The sequence below is a fragment of the Maledivibacter sp. genome, from assembly GCA_025210375.1.
In the GTDB taxonomy this organism is placed as follows: Bacteria; Bacillota; Clostridia; order Peptostreptococcales; family Caminicellaceae; genus JAOASB01.
Genome location: JAOASB010000016.1, coordinates 1 through 18874, shown reverse-complemented (window position 1 = coordinate 18874; position 18874 = coordinate 1). Strand labels below are relative to the sequence as shown.

Annotated in this window: 21 protein-coding genes; 20 read left to right on the top strand and 1 reads right to left on the bottom strand. The window is 31.5% G+C overall.

Features of this window, described 5'->3' with window-relative positions:
* The first annotated feature begins 85 nt into the window (after positions 1–85).
* The 7 genes from N4A68_05525 (at position 86) to N4A68_05495 (ending at position 3890) form a co-directional block, all read left to right on the top strand.
* The gene (locus tag N4A68_05525; protein MCT4563764.1) at positions 86–1036 is read left to right on the top strand and encodes a hypothetical protein; all 951 of its coding nucleotides are present in this window, start codon (positions 86–88) and stop codon (positions 1034–1036) included.
* A 129-nt stretch (positions 1037–1165) separates the two neighbouring features.
* Entirely contained in the window at positions 1166–1372 is a 207-nt protein-coding gene (locus N4A68_05520) for a hypothetical protein (GenBank protein ID MCT4563763.1), read from the top strand.
* A gap of 126 nt (positions 1373–1498) precedes the next feature.
* The gene (locus N4A68_05515) at positions 1499–1879 is read left to right on the top strand and encodes a hypothetical protein (GenBank protein ID MCT4563762.1); all 381 of its coding nucleotides are present in this window, start codon (positions 1499–1501) and stop codon (positions 1877–1879) included.
* 42 nt (positions 1880–1921) lie between these two features.
* Positions 1922–2137, top strand: coding sequence for a hypothetical protein (locus tag N4A68_05510; GenBank protein ID MCT4563761.1), 216 nt, complete (start codon positions 1922–1924; stop codon positions 2135–2137).
* A 67-nt stretch (positions 2138–2204) separates the two neighbouring features.
* Positions 2205–2411: a hypothetical protein gene (locus tag N4A68_05505; GenBank protein ID MCT4563760.1), complete on the top strand. Its 207-nt coding sequence runs from the start codon at positions 2205–2207 to the stop codon at positions 2409–2411.
* On the top strand, positions 2404–3096 hold the full coding sequence (locus tag N4A68_05500; protein MCT4563759.1) for an AP2 domain-containing protein: 693 nt from the start codon (positions 2404–2406) through the stop codon (positions 3094–3096). Before N4A68_05505 ends, N4A68_05500 begins: the two co-directional genes overlap by 8 nt.
* Before the next feature lie 98 nt (positions 3097–3194).
* The gene (locus N4A68_05495) at positions 3195–3890 is read left to right on the top strand and encodes a DUF2786 domain-containing protein (protein ID MCT4563758.1); all 696 of its coding nucleotides are present in this window, start codon (positions 3195–3197) and stop codon (positions 3888–3890) included.
* Between the two features lie 59 nt (positions 3891–3949).
* Here N4A68_05495 and N4A68_05490 read toward each other — a convergent pair whose 3' ends face one another.
* Positions 3950–4141: a hypothetical protein gene (locus N4A68_05490; protein ID MCT4563757.1), complete on the bottom strand. Its 192-nt coding sequence runs from the start codon at positions 4139–4141 to the stop codon at positions 3950–3952.
* 168 nt (positions 4142–4309) lie between these two features.
* Here N4A68_05490 and N4A68_05485 point away from each other — a divergent pair, with 168 nt between their 5' ends.
* The 13 genes from N4A68_05485 to N4A68_05425 all read left to right on the top strand — a co-directional run bounded on the left by N4A68_05485 (position 4310) and on the right by N4A68_05425 (position 18778).
* Positions 4310–4774 (top strand): hypothetical protein, encoded by a 465-nt coding sequence (locus N4A68_05485; protein ID MCT4563756.1) that lies wholly within the window; start codon positions 4310–4312, stop codon positions 4772–4774.
* A 183-nt stretch (positions 4775–4957) separates the two neighbouring features.
* Positions 4958–6031, top strand: coding sequence for a GGDEF domain-containing protein (locus N4A68_05480; protein MCT4563755.1), 1074 nt, complete (start codon positions 4958–4960; stop codon positions 6029–6031).
* Positions 6032–6042: 11 nt separating this feature from the next.
* Positions 6043–7800: a C39 family peptidase gene (locus tag N4A68_05475; protein ID MCT4563754.1), complete on the top strand. Its 1758-nt coding sequence runs from the start codon at positions 6043–6045 to the stop codon at positions 7798–7800.
* 20 nt (positions 7801–7820) lie between these two features.
* Complete coding sequence (locus N4A68_05470; protein MCT4563753.1) at positions 7821–8468, top strand: hypothetical protein; 648 nt, start codon at positions 7821–7823, stop codon at positions 8466–8468.
* Positions 8469–8481: 13 nt separating this feature from the next.
* Positions 8482–10836, top strand: coding sequence for a hypothetical protein (locus N4A68_05465; protein ID MCT4563752.1), 2355 nt, complete (start codon positions 8482–8484; stop codon positions 10834–10836).
* Positions 10837–10847: 11 nt separating this feature from the next.
* Positions 10848–11627: a hypothetical protein gene (locus N4A68_05460; GenBank protein MCT4563751.1), complete on the top strand. Its 780-nt coding sequence runs from the start codon at positions 10848–10850 to the stop codon at positions 11625–11627.
* On the top strand, positions 11614–13449 hold the full coding sequence (locus N4A68_05455) for a DUF87 domain-containing protein (GenBank protein MCT4563750.1): 1836 nt from the start codon (positions 11614–11616) through the stop codon (positions 13447–13449). Before N4A68_05460 ends, N4A68_05455 begins: the two co-directional genes overlap by 14 nt.
* Positions 13450–13577: 128 nt before the next feature.
* On the top strand, positions 13578–13916 hold the full coding sequence (locus N4A68_05450) for a hypothetical protein (GenBank protein MCT4563749.1): 339 nt from the start codon (positions 13578–13580) through the stop codon (positions 13914–13916).
* A gap of 19 nt (positions 13917–13935) precedes the next feature.
* A complete protein-coding gene (locus N4A68_05445; protein MCT4563748.1) occupies positions 13936–14217 on the top strand; it encodes a hypothetical protein in 282 nt (93 codons plus the stop codon).
* 25 nt (positions 14218–14242) lie between these two features.
* Positions 14243–16207 carry a DNA translocase FtsK gene (locus N4A68_05440; protein ID MCT4563747.1) on the top strand — a complete coding sequence of 655 codons (1965 nt, stop codon included), beginning with the start codon at positions 14243–14245 and terminating at the stop codon, positions 16205–16207.
* A gap of 172 nt (positions 16208–16379) precedes the next feature.
* On the top strand, positions 16380–16967 hold the full coding sequence (locus N4A68_05435; GenBank protein MCT4563746.1) for an HD domain-containing protein: 588 nt from the start codon (positions 16380–16382) through the stop codon (positions 16965–16967).
* Positions 16968–17064: 97 nt separating this feature from the next.
* On the top strand, positions 17065–17658 hold the full coding sequence (locus N4A68_05430) for a metal-dependent hydrolase (protein MCT4563745.1): 594 nt from the start codon (positions 17065–17067) through the stop codon (positions 17656–17658).
* 115 nt (positions 17659–17773) lie between these two features.
* Positions 17774–18778, top strand: a complete 1005-nt coding sequence (locus tag N4A68_05425; GenBank protein MCT4563744.1) for a hypothetical protein — start codon at positions 17774–17776, stop codon at positions 18776–18778.
* Positions 18779–18874 lie beyond the last annotated feature (96 nt).

Here is an 18874-nt window from a genome sequence, read left to right as displayed (position 1 = left end):
GAAAAATTCATAGGGAAATAAATTTATAAACAATACAGGCTTTTACTAGCCTGTATTGTTTTTTGAAAAATAGGGGGCTGGAAGAATGAGAAAAATTTTAAGAAGTTTTAGGGACAGTTTTAAAAGATCAGTATTCTACTTAGTATGGGGAACCACTTGTCTTATAGGTAGTATAATTTCAGAATTAGCTGGACTTGATGGAATAATATTGTTCTATCTAGGAACAATTATTGTGCTATTTGGAATAGTATTTTGGATAATAAAAATTTTTACTAAAGAGAACTGTGAGAAGCTTGATGATAATGAATTGGAAGAAAGGATCAGTGAAATAGGAAGCAAGCGAAAACAGAATGTTTTAAGAAATATATATACATATCTAAAAAGATATAGATCTAAGGATAAGTTTTTATGTAGATTTGTCAGAAAAAATGGAACTGTATTAATTATCTTTGAAGAAAGCAAAGAAAAAGCAAAATCCTATATAGATTGGTATCTAAATAACGAATGTGAAAACAAAATAATGAACATAAATATTAGTGAATCTAGGGTGACAAAGATTATACAAGATGATATAGAAGAATTGGAATACAAGAAGGTTTCGTATTTTCAAAGAATTTTAATTAACCCGATGAGAGCATTCCTTAGACAACAAAACTTAAGCCATATATCCCTCGGGAGCATATTTAAATTATCTTTATTGATAATTATAGGGGTAGGGTCTTATTATTATTTCAATAATAATTATTCTTTCATTGGTGATGGCAGCTTACTAACATTAAGCAAAATATATTCTAGCGCAACTGCGATAATAAAAACAATTTTAATGTTATTAATTATTACAACCATTATATTAAATATAATTTCAATTAAGAAAGCATTAAATGATTTTTATTTTAATACAATAAAACCTAAAAAGACGGTTGGAAGTCAATTAATTACATTATTAACACTACTGTTTACTTTTGAAATATTCTTGCAAGGCATAGTAAAAACTTTTATAAGATTTGCACAGAGCTATGGGTACTTCATGCAATAGAATAAGAAGGTAATAAAAAATCAGACTAGATCATTCTTATTTATGATGCCTTTGATTGATCGTTAAAGAATCCAGTTAGCGATCAATCAAAGATTTATAGCGTAACAACACTAAAACTTTTATAAGAAGGTGATTGAAATAAAAAGTAAAGTAACCAAAATTACCAATAAAGAAGCCGAGGAAATTATAACTACTAGAAAACCATTAGGACTATTTTACACGATAGAAAAGAAGGATGGTAATAGCATCTATATAGGCATAGATAATGCAGATGGTAGTGCATGGACGGAAGATTTTAAGAGTCTAAGTAGTTGTAAAAGATGGCTAGGAGTATAGCGTTAAATTTACATTTTGTTCACCTTCATTTAAGAAATATAAAATTATACATTCTAGAGTGTTGACGAATTACATTCTAAAATGTATAATATAATTAACAAATAAATCAAATGGAGGGAACGACAAATGAAAATATCAAGAGAACTTATGGTAAAGGCTCACAAATTAGCAAAGGAAATAAAAGAAGAATATCCAGAGGTTAATTATTCAGTTCAACTTGGTATTTGCATTAAGTTTCTTCTATCAGAAAAAGAAGATGAAAGAGTATTAGAATTACAAAAAACTTTAGATATTACAGAAGAAGAATCTATAAAATTAGCAGAAGTAGAAAAAGTTTACCAAGAAGAGTATGCAGAAGAAGCTAAAATCACCTTCAACATCTGGGAAAGATATGGTAAAAAAAGAGCATACATAACTTGCCCTTGGAGATCTAAAAATGCAAATTCTCATAAAAATTTCTATGATCTAAAAGGAAACTACTTAAATGATAGATATATATCTATATAATAAATACTCTTTTGTAAAGAATAAAAAATGGAGGGATACAAGATGGATAAAAGATTACAGGCGATTTATAACGAATGGAGAAAGGACATCGAAGAACATAATGAATGGGTAAAAGAACATGGTGGAAGTAATCCTGTCTCTGGCACGTGGGATTGTGGAGAATCTTGTGCAAGAGAAGATTTTAGCAGTTATGCTAACCTAGAAGAAGAAATAACATTTGAAGAAATGTTAGAATTAGAAAAAAATTATTCCAACTAAAAAAGAAAAGAGAGGGCTTTTAAAGCTTCTCTTTGTTCTTAAATCCATTAAGGAAAGGATTGTCACAATGTATAAGTGCTTAAAAAAAGGATGGATTCCATTAAAAGATTTCTGTGAAAAGTACGGATTAGATCAAGGGAATACACAAAGAATTGTTAAAAAACTTTGCAATGAATATAAAGAACAGATAGGTGGCAAAGGAAAGCCTTGGATAGTAAAAGAAGATAAATTATTAGAGTTATTACCGAAGAAGAAGGAAAATGATAATGACTAGAATAAAAGATATTACAGGTCGTAAGTACGGTAGATTAACAGCTATAGAACCAACTACGAAAAGGCAACAAGGGGGTGTAGTTTGGAAATGTGAGTGCGACTGTGGAAACAAGGAAGTATATGCTAGTAGAGCTAACTTAGAGCAAGGGCATGTTCAAAGTTGCGGCTGCTTAAAGGCAGAAAAGGTGGTAAAAAGAAATAAGATTAGACAAACAAAGGATATTACTAGTCAAAAATTTGGTAGGCTTACAGCAATAGAGCCGACTATGGAAAGACGACATGGAAGCGTGATTTGGAAATGTAAATGTAAATGTGGAAATGATGTGTATGTAAGCGTAAGCAATTTAATCAGTGGAAATACTCTAAGTTGCGGTTGTTTAAATAGGGAATTAGCTAAAGAAAATGCAGCAAGAAACATGTTTGAATTTAAAGAGAAAAATTGTGTAGCTGGAACTAGATTAAATGCCATTAACAACAATAAGCTTAATAAGAATAATACAACCGGGTATAAGGGAGTATATTTAAGAAAAAAGGATGGGAAATATACGGCACAAATAGAGTTCCAAGGGAAAAGATACTTTCTAGGGAGTAAAGATACAGCAGAAGAAGCAGCAGGGTTACGGAAAGATGCAGAAAAGGAACTGCATGGGAAATTTTTAGAATGGTACAACAATAGAAAAAAATGACCAGGACTAACTATAAGATTTTTGATTGATCGTTAAATAATCAAGTTAGCGATCGATCAAAAAATTGAGGTTTAGAGACGGTGAAAGAAGGTGAAAGAATGAATGTAAAGATAGTAGAAAAAGTACAAAAACTTCTTGCATTAAGTGAAAGTTGTAATGAACATGAAGCAGAATTAGCAATGCTAAAAGCCCAAGAGTTGCTAATCAAGCATAAACTATCAATGCAAGAAGTTAAAGATTTTAAAATACATAATAGCATCATAAAAGAAAAAAGGAGTAAAATAACATTTACAAAAGCTAAATGGAAAGCACATTTAGCAAGACTTATCGGGGATAATTTTGGTTGTTATCACTTCTTTAAAACTAAGAATACCAATACAATTGTATTCTTTGGAAGAGAAGAAGATGTTGAAGTATGTAATATAGTTTTAGAATATGCTGTTGACTGCATAGATAATTCTATAAAGAAATTGCAATATAAGTATAGAAAAGATGGTTTAAGCGTAAAAGGATTAGGAAATGACTATGCAATAGGTTTTATAGAAGGTTTAAGAGAACAATTTGAGGAACAGAAAAAGAAACATCAAGAATGGGGACTGGTTCTAGTCAAGGACAAAGAAGTCGTGGAAGAATACGAACAAAAAGAATTTGAAGGGTCAGTAAATACAGCAATTAAATTTAAGGGGCATAAAGATATATATTTTAAAGGTCATGAAGATGGACAAAATTTCAGTATTTCAGATAAAATTGCCGAAGGGACAGAAGAAACTCTCATGGCATTACAAAGTGGTTAGAATAGTAAGATAAACTACACCAACTTTACATTTAGGCTAGTCATACTAACCTAAATGTATCAAAGAGATTTTTCGATTAATTCAAGAAGTGCTGATAAGGTTATAGCTTTTTCATGTTTTCTTTCGTCATTTACATCCTGAAAGAGTATTAAGATTTCTTCTGAATCTTTGAAATTAGACCTCACATCAATATCAGCACTTCTTTTTAGAATAGAAGAAGCTAATAGGACTGCTTGCTCTCTCTTATCCACAGAATCACCTCCAAGATTAATAATTCGACATAGATGTCGAGATTCCTGTGAAAAGGTTGAGTAAACAGCGCAAACTATAAGATTTTTGATTGATCGTTAAATAATCAAGTTAGCGATCGATCAAAAAATTGAGGTTCTGCGACGGTGAAAAAAGAAAGGAGACTGAAGATGAATAAAACCGATGTTCAAAATAAAGTTAACGATGAACGCAATAAAATAATACAAATAATAACAGAGTTATTTGACGAAAGGCTAGAAGAATATATAAGTACAGATATAATTTCAACATATATTTTAGATGAAAAGCGAAAAGATGAAGATTTAAAAATCACTATACATACATTTATGGGAAAATATATATGGGATTTAACATTTACTACTCTATTAGAAAAATTGTGTTTTCAAAAACGACTAGGAGGGCTGATTAAAAAACAAATAAGATATGTAGGGGAATTTAACCTTAGAGATATAATTCATCGATTAGCAACATTTCAAGTAAGTAATTATGAGAACATAGTATCTGATGTAATTAATAATTCTAAAAAATTTGATATGTTTATAGATAGTTTGAAAAATAAGGGCTTTGACGTTGAAATAAAACCCGACAAAAAATATATCGTATGTGTAAAGTAATTATTTAAGTAATTCCTAAATTAGTAGATGCATGGAAAGACGATAAAAAATTCTTGATAGAGACAATGAAGAACAGAAATTTTATTTTTGCTACATTTTTTAATAAACGGAAACACTTATTTAATGTTTGAGAAAAGGTGAATTTGATTTAACATAGGGGAAATATGCAAGGGGAGTGAAGCTATGGAAAGTGTTTTATGGATTTTCAACATAATATTAATAATAACTATGACTAGATTTATAATCCTAAGTCATAGGCTTAAAAAAGAAAATAAGGAGCTTAAAAGATACAAAATTATTAAAGAAATAATGGAGGTAAGTAGCAGAGAAAAGAATATATTAAAAGTGCTTAAGGATATTAATACTATATTAATTAAGGAGCTGCAGATGGATTATAGCAGCTTCTTTTTTATTAATCAAAATACAAAGGATCTAGTATTAAAAGAAACAAATATAGCAGACAACAATTTGGCCAGACAGCTTGCTAATATAAAAGATCATAAAATGGAGTTCGATAGTAGTCAAATGGATTTTATTGAAATGCTCAAGAATAATTCCCGTATAGCTTTTGAAGATGATATGTATCTTGACTATCCCACTGCAAAGAATCGAAGTGTTAAAAGTACATATATATTCCCCCTTTTATCCTCCGGTGAAGTAATAGCATATTGGTTAATTGAGAACTGCAGCATTAACAAAATAGACGAGGCGCAAATAATAATCCTTGCAGATCAAATAGCAAACATAATAAATAGTGGATTATATGCCTATTTAGATCCACTAATGCAAATCCCTAAAAGAGATTTTCTGATTGAATATATAGATGATAATTTAAACAATGAAAACTATCCCATGACCATTGTTTATGCAGACATAGATAATTTCAGTAATATTAATAATAATCATGGACATGACATTGGAGACGAAGTTCTAAAAATAGTATCTAATATTTTCAGTAAAAACATTAGGCATGCAGATATGGTAGCAAGGCAGGGTGGAGAAGAAATAGTATTTTGTATTCCTAGGATGAATAAGGAGCTGGTTATAGAAAGAATAGAAAATATAAGAAAAGAACTTGAAAGTATTGAAATTGAAATTGAAGAAAAGATTATAAAAGTAACATCCAGCTTTGGCCTTGTAACATATCCAAATGATTTTGCGAATGAAGATATAAATCCACAAAAGCTAATTAAAAAAGCCGACGATCTTTTATATGTTGCAAAAAAAGAAGGTAAAAACAGGGTAGCATACATATAAGGGGTGATTTTATGAGCCTATTAAAGATAATAAAAAAATATAGAAAAAGATTTATGGTAATAGGGGTAATAGCAGTTATTATAGCACTCCTATGGTCCATGCTCATACCAATAATAGGTATATATAAAGTTAAAATGATATTCATGGATATGTTTAAAAAGAAGAATACTGATTCAAGCATAGAAATGGGAGTGGATATCGCATCGGAGGATCTCGAAGGTCTTATCGATGAAATGCAGGAGGATATATTTAAAATTAATAACTATCCAATATATCTAGAGGATATAAAAAAAGCCCTTGAAAGGGAAAAAGAAACATATTCTCAGCAAAAATTCAAACATAATATACAGAAAATAAAGTTAAAGAAAGAAACTAATAATTTTAGCTTGAGTAAAAAGGAAGTGGTAGAAGGTGAAGTTGATCTTAAGGAAATAGAATATGATTATAGGGTTCCGTGGCAAATAATAAGTGCTACGGATTTTTATTTGATGCAAGATAAGATGGACTATACATTGAAAAGTTTACTACCTACATATACCTATGAATACTTTAAGGAGATAAAATTTAAATTCTTTGAACAGCCAAATAGTTTTATAAATAAAGATAAGGCTAATCATAAAATTAATATAAATAGGGACTCCACAGTGCCCTATGACGATTTAAATTATAAATTCTATGCTATAGGGTCAAAAGAACCCGTAGGGGCAAATAGATATGACTCAATTGAGGATGAAAAAACAATAATTGAAAGAAAACATTATAAAAAGACACAAAAAGGATGGAAATCTACAGGTACAAGTAAGAAAGTAAAGAGATATATCACAAAGGTAGAGCCTTCTCTAAAGATAAAAGAGATAATAACTCCCCTTAAAAAGATAAACTATAAATATACAAGACATCAAGTTTTCGATCAGCTTATAGCTGAGGACAAAAACATTGATAGGGACTATGATGACAGTGGAAATGCTACTAAAAAGACAATAACAAAAATCAAAAAATATAAAAGCTATGACAAAATAGAGATTGAGGAAGTTTTAGAAGAAGACAATTCTATAGTATTTGCTCAGTTTCTGGACAATGTTGGAATAGGGGAAGAGAATGCCGATGATTTCAGAGAAACGGTGTCCCTTTATCCAGGAGGATACTATATAGCGGCTGGTATGAGGGAAAATTATATAGACCAATATTTGGATGATCATTTGAAAATAGTAAGCGAACTTAAAAATCCAGTTTTTGGATTTATAGGAGATATTGTTATAGAACCTTCAGAGCTACTACTTCCAATTCCAAGATTTTCACAGATTGACTCAAGATGGTCAAAAATAAGATATGGAGATTCTACAATAGGTCGTGGAGGATGCGGTCCAACTTCAGCAAGTATGGTTATAACTGGTTTAACAAAGGATATAGTAACACCAGTAGATGCAGCTAGAATTTCAGTTGAAAATGGATGCAAAGATCCTAAAGGGACGACATGGAGATTTTTTAGAATAATAGCTAATGAATATAACATAAGATCTAATCAGTATTCTACAAAGGATTATCAAAGGGTTTTAGATGAACTCAAGGAGGGAAACCCTGCAATAGCTAGTATGGGTCCTGGGCACTTTACATCAAAGGGGCACTTTATAGTTTTAGCTGGGATTGATGAGAATGGTCATGTAATAGTAAATGATCCCTATGATCCATTTAATATAAAAAATAGGCCCTGGGACTTTAGAATAATTCTAAATGAAGCAAAGCAGTTTTGGACCTTTAAAAATCCATAGGAATAGGAAAGGGAGCCGTTATGAAGAATAAAAAAGTATATTTAATTATTGTATTAGCAGTGTTAACAGCACTGTTTTTTATTTACGCAAGCATTAATTACAAAATAAATGTGATTAATGAAACTAAAGACGATGTAGATAAAATAACTAAAATAAAGAAGTTTCAAGATCATTCAAAAATTCAGGAAGAAGATGAAAAGTACCAAAAGCATCGGGAGCTATCGGGAGGAATAGAAATAAATGAAATATTTATCGACGGTTCCCATGAGCTTTATAACTATTATAATTTTGAAAAGCAAAAAATCATAAAGGAAAGGATAAACGAAGCTTTGCTTATATGGATACCTAGATTTAAAAAGCTTGAAGAAAATAAGGCAAAAGAATTCTACCAGGAGAATGAAATGGAAATTGCAAATAGATTTTCCTGTGATACCCTTGAAAAGTTTGAAAGGCTATTAAAGGAAATAAAAACAATAAACAACTTTAAAATAAAAGGCTGTAGTATAGATCTCAATACTATAAAATCCATTGATAATGCAACTAAATTTAACCTAAAGGTTGAATTTGAAGGAAGTGCTAGGGTTTTCAAGATAAGAGTAATAGAAGATATTTTGGAAATTGATAATATAACAAAGGATGTATTTAACGTCTTTTTAGAAACTATGTAGGGGAGGTAAGAATATGAAGTTTAAGAGGCAGAGATTATTGATTTTATTGGTTCTTATAGGACTTATATCGGTAAACATGGTCCCAATAACCGCCTATGCGGCGGAAGAAGCTGAGGATGTGGAAGAAGAAGGATGGCTAGAAATACTCTTGTCAAAAACAATCGGAAAAACCTTTGAAGATGCATTTAATAACTCTTCAAGTCTTATAAGTAAATGGGTATTTTTAACCCCAAGACTTATTAATTTTGAGTGGATTCAAAAACTTTGGTGGAATAATTACATACTCGCCATAATTCTAGCTGTTATTGGTATGGGAATAACCATAGTCATGACGTTTCTAGGAAAAAGAATTCCTACGGGAGAGCTGATTAAGGCCCTGGTTGTTGCCCTTATATGTTCATACTTTTCCCTTTATATAACGGATCGAATAATTGACGGATCGAATATGATGACAAATGCAATGGTAAGGGAGACTTTAGTTACAGAGTACTTTAGGGAAGAAAACAAGGCAGCTATACTACAAGAGGATCTAGATCCTGAAGAAGTAGGATTCCATAGTTTTACTAGTAAATCCCTTTTAAAACTTGCCTTTGGAGGGGACCTTACCGATAAAAAGGCCAAAATGTATCAGACCTTCTCAAGAAAAAGAGGGGGATCAGGTTTTTTAACAATGGTTTGGGCCATGTCTATTAATTGGCTAATAGGTTTATTTGGATATATCCGATATGGAGTATTGGGACTACTTGGTGCTGGTTCACCATTTTGGTTCTCGGCCTGTAGCTTTACTGGAAACCTAAGCCCTGCTATAGGATATATAAATCTTTATGTAAGATCATTGGCACTTTCCTATATATTTGACTTAGCTTGGTTATTTTCAGTATATGTAAACCGTGCAAGTGAGTTTGAAGGACTAGGAAGACAAACTATAGCATGTATTATTTTTACTTTAGCTTTAGTAGGGGCAATATGGGTATGGTTTATATGGGTGATCAAGGCAGTAAAACAACCATTCACCCTTGCCGGAGTTGAAGCTCAAAAACATTATGGAGAGATAATAAAGAAAACCGGAGGAGGTTTTAACACATTAGGTAATCGATTTGGAATAGACGGACTTGAGACTAAAGGTGGTCAAATGGAAGTAACTGGAGCTGAACATATAAAAATAGCTGGTGAAAAGTTATCGGGAGAATTTACAGGATCAACAAAGGATAGGCTAGCCGAGGCAAGACAGCAGTATAAGTTAGCGGCTTTAGATAGAGCTAGAAGGGAAAAAATAGTAAAGGATTTTTCCATGGGACCTGATAAAGAACAGCTAGAAATGCTACAAGAAGTATCTTCCGTAGGGATTAGTGAAATAGCCCTGGAAAAGGCACTCAAAAAAGAAGGGTTATCAGAATCTGTAATAGCTGTTGAAGATGGGAAGTTACTCATTAATGATAGCAGTATAAATAGAGTAGAAGAAGTGATAAAGAAAGTTTATACAGATAAACATATGGAAAAATTTAATCTTTCCGGTAGCGAAGGAGTGCTTATAAATAAAAATTTAAAACATATTGATGATGTTATGGAACGTATCAATTCAAAACATTTAAGTCATAAGGATGTATATAACTTAAGTATCCCAGAAGAAGAAATAAAGGCACTCAAAACTTTAGTATATGACTTTAAAATGTTTACAGAAAAAGGTATTCAAAGGATGCCAAATGGAACTATTTTGATAAAGTCAGAGGAAAATTCCCATGCTGAAAAAATATTTGATATATGGGGGATCGACTATAATAAAGTTGGTACTGATATATTCTTTAAAGAAGCTGACTATAAACAGATTGAACATAAAATTGAATCCGGAAAGAAATTTATAGAAAAATTTCATCTTGAAGACAATAGTACCTTTGATTTTAATTTGGAATCTAAGGACCATAGAGAAAGTATTGTAAAGGATATTAAAAGTACCGGACTAAAACATAAGCAAGAAGATTTGATATGGCTTGATAACAAAGCAAAGGATAAATTTCTTGATGATATTACATATATAGGACAATCTGAAGATTTCCTTAGGGTAAGTGATTATGTGCACATAGACCTATCTAACAAAGAATTTTATAATGGTGTATATGAAGAGGTTGAAAGATATATGCCCTATGCTATTGTACCAGGAAGCAAGAAGGATGAAAAAAACAATAGGTTGGTTATTGAGAAAAAACATATAAAAGGAGTAAAAGACATAATCAAGAAATATAGTTCTAAATTGCCCTACTGGAAGGATAGTAAGGGCAATTTTTATTATTTTGATACAAAGCTTAGGATGTATGTAAAGGATGTAGAACCTCCTGAAAATGGAAGATATTTAGGAACATATAATGCTTAAGGGGTGAAATAATGCTAAGACCAAGAAATGTTCCAGCAGATATACTGGAAGATATAAAAATAGGTAAAATACTCAGTATTCCAGGGCTTATATGTGTGATCATAGCAACGGTTATATCCGTTGCTTTATCATTCATTATAATCCCTTTTCCCTTGTTTAGGGTTTTCTTTGTACTTGCAGTAGCTTTTTTTACAACCATAATTATGGCTGCAGATTTACCAGGATATTTTAAAAGACTTATAAGATTCAGACGTGATAAAAAAAGTATTAAAGACCTTGATCAGCTAAACAATATTGAGGAGTATGGACCAATTGTAAAAAATAAGGATGGTTCAGAGGCTGTATATATAGACTATTCAGTTGACCCATGGGAGGTAAGTCCAGATGAAATCAAGGAAAGCCGTGCCATGGATTTCGCACAAAGAGTTTTTGCAGCAGTATCTATGGGGACAGAAGTTAGCGTATTTTCTACGTGTTCTTCAGAAAAATCCACCCTGTTAGAGAAAAGGCTTGAAAGGTTATCTGAATTTCCTCAAGGAATTAGAGAAATTGAAAGTGCAAGAATAGAGCATCATTATAATCTATCAAGACATGCAAGTAAAACGGAGTACACCATAAGGATTCTCAAAAGACCAGATGGAGATGCAGAAGAAGATATAGAAGAGATACAAGATGCGATGGTATTTGATGGGGCTTGCCTTGGTAGTGGAAGTATAAAATCTAGAATAAAGACACAGCTTACCCCTGATTCAAACGTAAAACGAGGAGGAATAAATTTTGATAAACATTAGATCAAGGATAAATCAAATTATTGTTGGGAATACAAATGTTAAAACCTTCTTAATAACCGGTTTTCCTAATAGAGCTATTCCAGGTATGCTATATGAATTTAATCATGGAGACATCTCAAAACCTGACAAAAGAACAGGCATAAGAGCAAGTATAAATTCAATGCTCCACATAAGAAGGGCAGATGTACAATTTGACTGGAAAATGACAAAGAAGATGGATAGACTACAGGCCAGCGTAGAATCCCATAGCACCGGTAAGCTATCAGATGCTCCAAGGGAAGAAGAAAAAGCAGCACTTGATGCAATAGTCAATCTTCGAAATTCTGGAGCTGGTGATGCAATGAAAAGTGCCTATGTAGAGGTGTTTTTATTAGTCACCATATCCTGTGACGATAAAAAAGTATTTAAAAGAAAGATAAGGGCTCTAAAACATAATATGAAAAATGTATGGGGCTTTAAATATAATGAACTTAAAATGGAGCAGCAAAGAGCTTTATCAGCTACATGGATGGCAGGAGACTTAGAGCTTCTTAAGGATTATCACGGAAGGATAATGGATCTTGACGCACTAGCAGCCTTTTATCCTTTCCTGGATGGTTCTCTATCGGCTGATATAGGTTGTTATATAGGACATAGAATTAAGGATGGTACAGCAGTATCTATAGATTTTATGTCATCATCTGACAATGAAAATATGCTTGTAATAGGGGATACAGGATCGGGAAAATCAGCCTTTATAAAGGCTCTTATAGAGGGTATGCTTGCAGCTGGAATGAAGGGATATATTAAGGATGTTGATGGTGAATACCTAGATATTTGTGAGAAATATGGTGGGGAATGGGTGGATTATTCCCTTGCCAGCGGAAAGTTTGTTGATCCAACAATAATCGAACCTTCACTACTTAATGAAATAGATCCCTCAAGACTTTCAGAGTCTGAACTATTAAAGGCTAAAAAAGCAGATGCAGCAAGATATACTGAAGCACAAACATTAACAAGGGGTGTTGTAGGTGTTTTAGTTGATGAATTTACTACTAAAAAACGAAATGCATTAGAATTTGCTCTATTAAAAATGTGGGAAGATGCAGGTATAGATGAAGAAGAACCTTCAACATGGGAAATTAGGGAGGGTGTTGGAATTAGAATACTTTATGAATATATAAAAGAGCATGCCTTCTCCGATGATCCTAAGATTTTATTTAAAAAAGGTTCAATGGATCTTATGGAGGACCTTTGGACATATTTTGAAGGTGGACAAAAACATATGTTTAAATATGCACAAAGTTCTGACTGGATTAAGGATACTTCCCTTACAGTATTTTATATTGCATCATCGGTGGATGATGGATTGGATGAAAAAATAGGTACAGCAAAATTACTTATGATAGATCAAATGATTTGGCAGCAAGTAAAAAGAGATAGACTGAAAAAGATGCAGTTCAGTTTTGGTGTAGACGATGAGTTCCAAAGGCTTATTGAAAAACCACCAGCAAGGAAAAGTGCATACAGGAATTTTACAACCGCTAGAAAGTTTAATTATCAGCAAATTGCTGGCTTCAATGATCCAACGATATTAAAAGATAATAAAGGTATATGGAACAATGCTAAATACAACGTATTATTTACACTTAAAAAGGATTTAATAGAAGAGATTGCTACTTCAGGAAACATACCTAGGGAAGTAGTAAATGAGTGGCTTGACTTACCTGAGTATGGCTTTATATTTAGGCAGAAAAAGAATAACAAGGAAGCCTTTGATATTTTAAGGGCAGAACTTCCCCACAAAGAGCTTGAGCTTATTAAGACCAGAGGAATTAGTTAGGTTTTATTTTTTTTGCTAAATTAACAGTAAAAAAGTAGTTTGTTAATACTTTTTTACCACTTAAAAAATATTTAAAAAGATATATAAAATAGTTTAATAAATGGCTATTAATTGAGGAAGGGAATTTTATGACGGATTCTAATATGAGAAGAATTAAACTAACAAGATCAGAATCTAATAGTAATCTAGTCAGTGGGGATGTTAATCATAAATTCGATGAACCTAAAAGATATAATGCTAAGAACCTAAAAGATACAAATAAAAAGCTTATAGAAAAAGTTAAAGGAAGGCCAAAGAAAAATCAAGAGGACAAAAAGAATCAAAAAGCCTATACATACTTAACCGAAAAGGATAAACATGATTATTATAAATATTGCAATGAACATCTACGTGTTGATGTAGCTGCAGATCTTAGAAAATATATTTTAGAAACCCTTAATAGAGCAAGGAGTGAAGGTGTTATTTAAAGGATAAGGAGTGCTTAGTATGGATGAAAAATTAATGGTAGTATTAGTAATACTAATTATAGGGGCTATGTTTGTAAAGTTTGTAGATGTTTTCCCTAAAATAATGGTTTTTGCAAGGGGAATATCAGTTGCGTTGGCTCTTTTTGCTTTATTTTCAAACTGGGAGCAGAATTACCCCCTTATTAAAAAAATATTTAATTTATCAATGGAAAAAGGCAAGGATCTTTTAGTCTACATTTATAACTTTGCAATCAATAATTCTGATGAATTTATGGAGGCTATTAAGACAATTGCTAAATAGAGCTAAATAGAAAGGAGCTAAAGGCATGGCTAAAGGAACTACAAATAGCAAGGGAAATATAAAATTAAAAATGACAAATATGAAGGAGAAGCTACTTGAGAAGATAAAGCAATGGATAATAAACATAATAATAGTTTCTATAGTATTTATAGCTTTAGGATTAGTATATTTAAATGTTGAAAAAATAAATAGCCTTAAGGCTTTAAAGGGCTATGAAAGTATAGCATATGATTTTATATCAGTTGGGACAGTAATGATACTATCTTCAGTGGCTTTGTTAAATATTAAGATTATATTTAATGCCACAGTATTCATGGCTGAAAATTTATTAGATGTAATTAAGTACGTGTTAAAATTTCTTGTTGAAAAAGTTAATTCTTCTAAAAATGCTGAAACTAAAGAGAATTGTTATGAAATTGACTTTGCGAAAAAGAATATCGAAACAATACCAGAGAAGAAGCAAGAAGAACCATTACATATAAATAAGGATTGTCCACCAATTACACTTCTTGAAAGTAATAATGCTAAAGAAGATATAAATGATGATGGACTAAAGAAAGAACTAATATGGTGCTTTCAAAAGTATGATCTTGACTATATAAAAATTGAAAAAGTTCTTAATGGCCCAGCAATAACAAGATTTATTGCTAACATTGGAGATGAAAGAATATCCCAGGTTACAAAGTACGAAAAGGAAATAGCTATGACCTTGGGAGTAGACTATATAACCATAAAGCCTGACAAGGACGGTTTATGCTTTGAGATACCTAACAAGGTGCGTAGAATGATCTATCATAGAGACGTACTTATGGAAGTCTTAAATTTACCTACTAAGACCTTAGAAATTCCTATAGGTAGGACGGCAATAGGTGAAATACAGACTTTGAATATTGCTAAATGCCCTCACATCTTAATTGCTGGACAAACTGGAGGAGGAAAAAGTGTTTGTGTAAATACTATAATCACAAGTCTCATACTAAAAAATACACCGGAGAAGATGAAACTTATTTTAATTGATCCTAAAGTAGTGGAGCTAAGTAACTATAATGGAATACCACATCTCATTTTTCCAGTAATAACTGATCCTAAAAGGGCAGCTAAAGGTTTAGAGTGGGCAGTTGAGGAGATGGGAAAAAGGTATAAAGCCTTTGCTAAGGCTGGAGTTAGAGACATAGATAGATATAACGAAAAAAATAATGGTAATTGTATGGAAAAAATAGTCATTGTGATCGATGAACTTGCTGACCTAATGCTTCTGGTAGGTGAAGTAGTGGAAGAAAGCATTCAAAGACTTGGTCAACTAGCGAGGGCCGCAGGGATACATCTAATAGTTGCAACTCAAAGACCTTCCATGGATGTAGTAACTGGTGTCATTAAGGCTAATCTTGCAGCAAGGATTGCCTTTGCAGTTCAAGATAATACAAATTCAAGAATTATCTTGGACCAAGCAGGGGCAGAGAAACTACTAGGAAATGGTGATGGATATTTGTTCACTACAGAAATGAGAAATCCAGAAAGATTTCAGGGTTCATATATAAGTGACAGGGAGATTGATAAAATAATTGATTGGTGGAAGAAAAGAGCATTAAATTATACAGAAGGAGATATGGAATCAATTGATATTTCAAATACAAAAAACACAGACGAAATTTATAATAACTATTTAGGAGTAAGCAATAAAATGGACGATGAGGAAAATATGGGTAATATTACAAATTATTCTGATAAGGATTTGATAGTAAGGATTTATGTTAATGAAATAGCATATCGATCAGATGATGAAACACTTATCTTGCCTTCAACAAATGTTATAAGAGGACAACTTGGAATTAGAAAAGAAGATTTGCTAAGAATTTTAAAAGAAATGGAGAAAGAAGGTGTTATTGAAATGACAGGAACTGGTCGCGGAAGTAAAACATATATACGGATATCTCAAATCGAAGCTTATGAATTCTTGAAAAAGTTTAATCCAAAAGCTTTAAAAGAATAAAAATAAAAATGGTTCCCAGAGGAATGGTTCCCTTAACAAAAAAGGTCCAGAGTATTTGAAAATACTAAAAATTATCTAAATCAGGTATAGATAATTTGGTGGGAACCATTCTTTGGGAACCATTTTGGAAAGTGTATATGAACTGTATTTTACCAGGGAGGATATGAATTAAATGAGGAAATTTGAAAATTTTTTGTTGCTAAAAAACTTAGGGGAAAGAGAAAAAGAACATTCAAAAAGAGTTGCCTTTTATTCAAAAAAATTTGGTTGTGTATTAGGTTTGGAGAATAGTGAATTAAATAGACTTTATGCTTTAGCATTACTTCATGACATTGGTAAGGCTAGGATAAAGAAATCTATACTTAATAAACCCGGAGCTTTAAATGAACGTGAAAGGAAAGCCATAGAGACACATTCGATATTCGGTGAGCAGTATATACTACTTATTCCTGAGCTTAAAGCTTACTCTAATGTAGTAAGATATCATCATGAAAAATGGGATGGTAAGGGATATCCAGATGGACTTTTAGAAAACAACATACCTTTTTTATCTAGGATTATTTCAATAACCGATGTATACGATGCATTAACAAGTGAAAGAACTTATAGAAAAAAGGTATATACAAAAAAGGAAGCTCTGAAGATCATTGTGGATGGAGCTGGAACCCAATTTGATCCAAGACTAACTAAACTATTTATTGAAAATATTAATAATGTTTTAGATCCATATGAATCAATGAAGGAAGCTACATGCAATTAAAGGTAGTATAGGTACACCTTCTTTATAAAAAGCCCGTATAAATTAATTTAAAGGCTGTTTTTTTATGCTTTGTTATTTAAGAAAGGAAATGATAAAAATGAATGTAAAAAGTCATGTAACACTAGGAACTGCTACTGCTTTTTTAGTAAATCCAGCACTTAGTATTCCATTAACAGTAACTACTGTTTTATCTGCAGCTTTTGGATCTATGATTCCGGATCTTGATCATCCCAAAAGCAAATTGAATCAAAAAATATTACCTGTAAAAAGGAATAAAGCCACTAAGATGTTTGTTTATTGTTTATTGGGTTCATTATTACTTTATAGTAATTACATAAAATTTAATAGTACATTACTAAATTTCATTGGAGCAATTTCAATAATGATTGGGATATCCCATCATAGAGGATTTACTCATTCATTAGCTGGGGTATTCATATTTTATATAACAGTACACCTTTTCACACAAAAGTATGGATATGTAGACCAAGGAAAAAGCTTTATGGTAGGCTACGTTTCACATCTTGTATCAGACTTTTTTACAGAACATGGAATAGAAGCTTTGTATCCTATTGATGATAAAAATTACAAAGCTCCTTTGCGTTTCAGTACAGGAGGAAGTATAGAAACGGTGTTGTCTATAGGAGCAATGCTATTTGTGGCTTATAGAATTATAGATATATATGGATAAACAAAACTGATTCCGTAGTTTAAAATAATGATAACAATCGATAAAAAGTTGATTTTAGAATAATATTCCTTTAAAATATAAAAGGGCAAATTTAAAACAAAAAAGGAGGGAGCTTATGAATACTGAATTAAATGAAATTACAGAAGAAATTTCTGAAAAATTAAATGAAAATAAGAAAGAAGAATATTCGCGTTTCAAGGACATGATTTTTCAAATTGGTTTATTATTTGTTCTAGTAGTGGTTTTAGGATTAGCATATTTTACAATTAATCAGTTTGTAACATTTAAAGAATATTATAGATATCTAGGAAAAGCTAATTCAAGTTTTAAACCTATAATAACTACAACTTTTATGATATTAATATATTTGGCTTTGATATATTCCCTTAAAAAACCTATTGAAAATCCAAATGATCAATATGAAAAAAGAAATAAATCCAAATTAAAAGTGTTAAAAAAAATAATTGCTATTTCTATTTGTATAAATATTACTTTACTGCCAATATACTCGATCATATATTTAGAAATGTTTCCAAGTGAACATGTCGAAAATACTAATGAAGAGCTTAAGCGTATTGCTGTACATGAAAGTGGACATTGTTTAGTCAATGAAATATTAAAGCCAGAAAAAACAATAGAGTTAAGGATATTTAATGCAAAGGATAAAGATAGGGTAGATAGATATATATATAGTAAAAAATCAAGAAAATTACCACTGGGAATCCATAGAACAACTAGTGAATTTGTTTTTAAAGAAGATTTTTATAACGATATACAAGTTTCATTGGCCGGGCTTTTAGCACAAGAACTCCTATCCGATGAAGGGGAAGCAACATACGGTGCAGGAAGTGACATAAAAAGCATTGAGAAATCTGTAATAGCCTTAGTGAATAATGGTCTTACTGAACTTGGGCCTATAACATGGGATGTTTTAACTTCCGATGAAAAACAAAATGTATACAGAAAAATTGTTGATCCACTTTATGCAGATACAAAGAAAATTATTTTAGAAAATAAAGATAAGATATTAAGACTGAGTGAAGATTTAGCCAGAGAAAAGATTCTAAGTGGTTCTAGAGTGAGAGAGATACTTGAATTAAATAATAAAGACCAGGATTGATTCCTGGTCTTACAATTTAATTGACTTTTTTATTTCTTATGTATTTTTTGTAACACAGATACATTTCATCGGCAGTCTTTAGCTTCTTAAGCATGT

Bases quoted from the DNA above. Each gene is read 5' to 3' on its own strand.
- N4A68_05525 (MCT4563764.1), top strand. From the start codon at position 86: ATGAGAAAAATTTTAAGAAGTTTTAGGGACAGTTTTAAAAGATCAGTA.
- N4A68_05515 (MCT4563762.1), top strand. From the start codon at position 1,499: ATGAAAATATCAAGAGAACTTATGGTAAAGGCTCACAAATTAGCAAAG.
- N4A68_05510 (MCT4563761.1), top strand. From the start codon at position 1,922: ATGGATAAAAGATTACAGGCGATTTATAACGAATGGAGAAAGGACATC.
- N4A68_05505 (MCT4563760.1), top strand. From the start codon at position 2,205: ATGTATAAGTGCTTAAAAAAAGGATGGATTCCATTAAAAGATTTCTGT.
- N4A68_05500 (MCT4563759.1), top strand. From the start codon at position 2,404: ATGACTAGAATAAAAGATATTACAGGTCGTAAGTACGGTAGATTAACA.
- N4A68_05495 (MCT4563758.1), top strand. From the start codon at position 3,195: ATGAATGTAAAGATAGTAGAAAAAGTACAAAAACTTCTTGCATTAAGT.
- N4A68_05485 (MCT4563756.1), top strand. From the start codon at position 4,310: ATGAATAAAACCGATGTTCAAAATAAAGTTAACGATGAACGCAATAAA.
- N4A68_05480 (MCT4563755.1), top strand. From the start codon at position 4,958: ATGGAAAGTGTTTTATGGATTTTCAACATAATATTAATAATAACTATG.
- N4A68_05475 (MCT4563754.1), top strand. From the start codon at position 6,043: ATGAGCCTATTAAAGATAATAAAAAAATATAGAAAAAGATTTATGGTA.
- N4A68_05470 (MCT4563753.1), top strand. From the start codon at position 7,821: ATGAAGAATAAAAAAGTATATTTAATTATTGTATTAGCAGTGTTAACA.
- N4A68_05465 (MCT4563752.1), top strand. From the start codon at position 8,482: ATGAAGTTTAAGAGGCAGAGATTATTGATTTTATTGGTTCTTATAGGA.
- N4A68_05460 (MCT4563751.1), top strand. From the start codon at position 10,848: ATGCTAAGACCAAGAAATGTTCCAGCAGATATACTGGAAGATATAAAA.
- N4A68_05450 (MCT4563749.1), top strand. From the start codon at position 13,578: ATGACGGATTCTAATATGAGAAGAATTAAACTAACAAGATCAGAATCT.
- N4A68_05445 (MCT4563748.1), top strand. From the start codon at position 13,936: ATGGATGAAAAATTAATGGTAGTATTAGTAATACTAATTATAGGGGCT.
- N4A68_05440 (MCT4563747.1), top strand. From the start codon at position 14,243: ATGGCTAAAGGAACTACAAATAGCAAGGGAAATATAAAATTAAAAATG.
- N4A68_05435 (MCT4563746.1), top strand. From the start codon at position 16,380: ATGAGGAAATTTGAAAATTTTTTGTTGCTAAAAAACTTAGGGGAAAGA.
- N4A68_05430 (MCT4563745.1), top strand. From the start codon at position 17,065: ATGAATGTAAAAAGTCATGTAACACTAGGAACTGCTACTGCTTTTTTA.
- N4A68_05425 (MCT4563744.1), top strand. From the start codon at position 17,774: ATGAATACTGAATTAAATGAAATTACAGAAGAAATTTCTGAAAAATTA.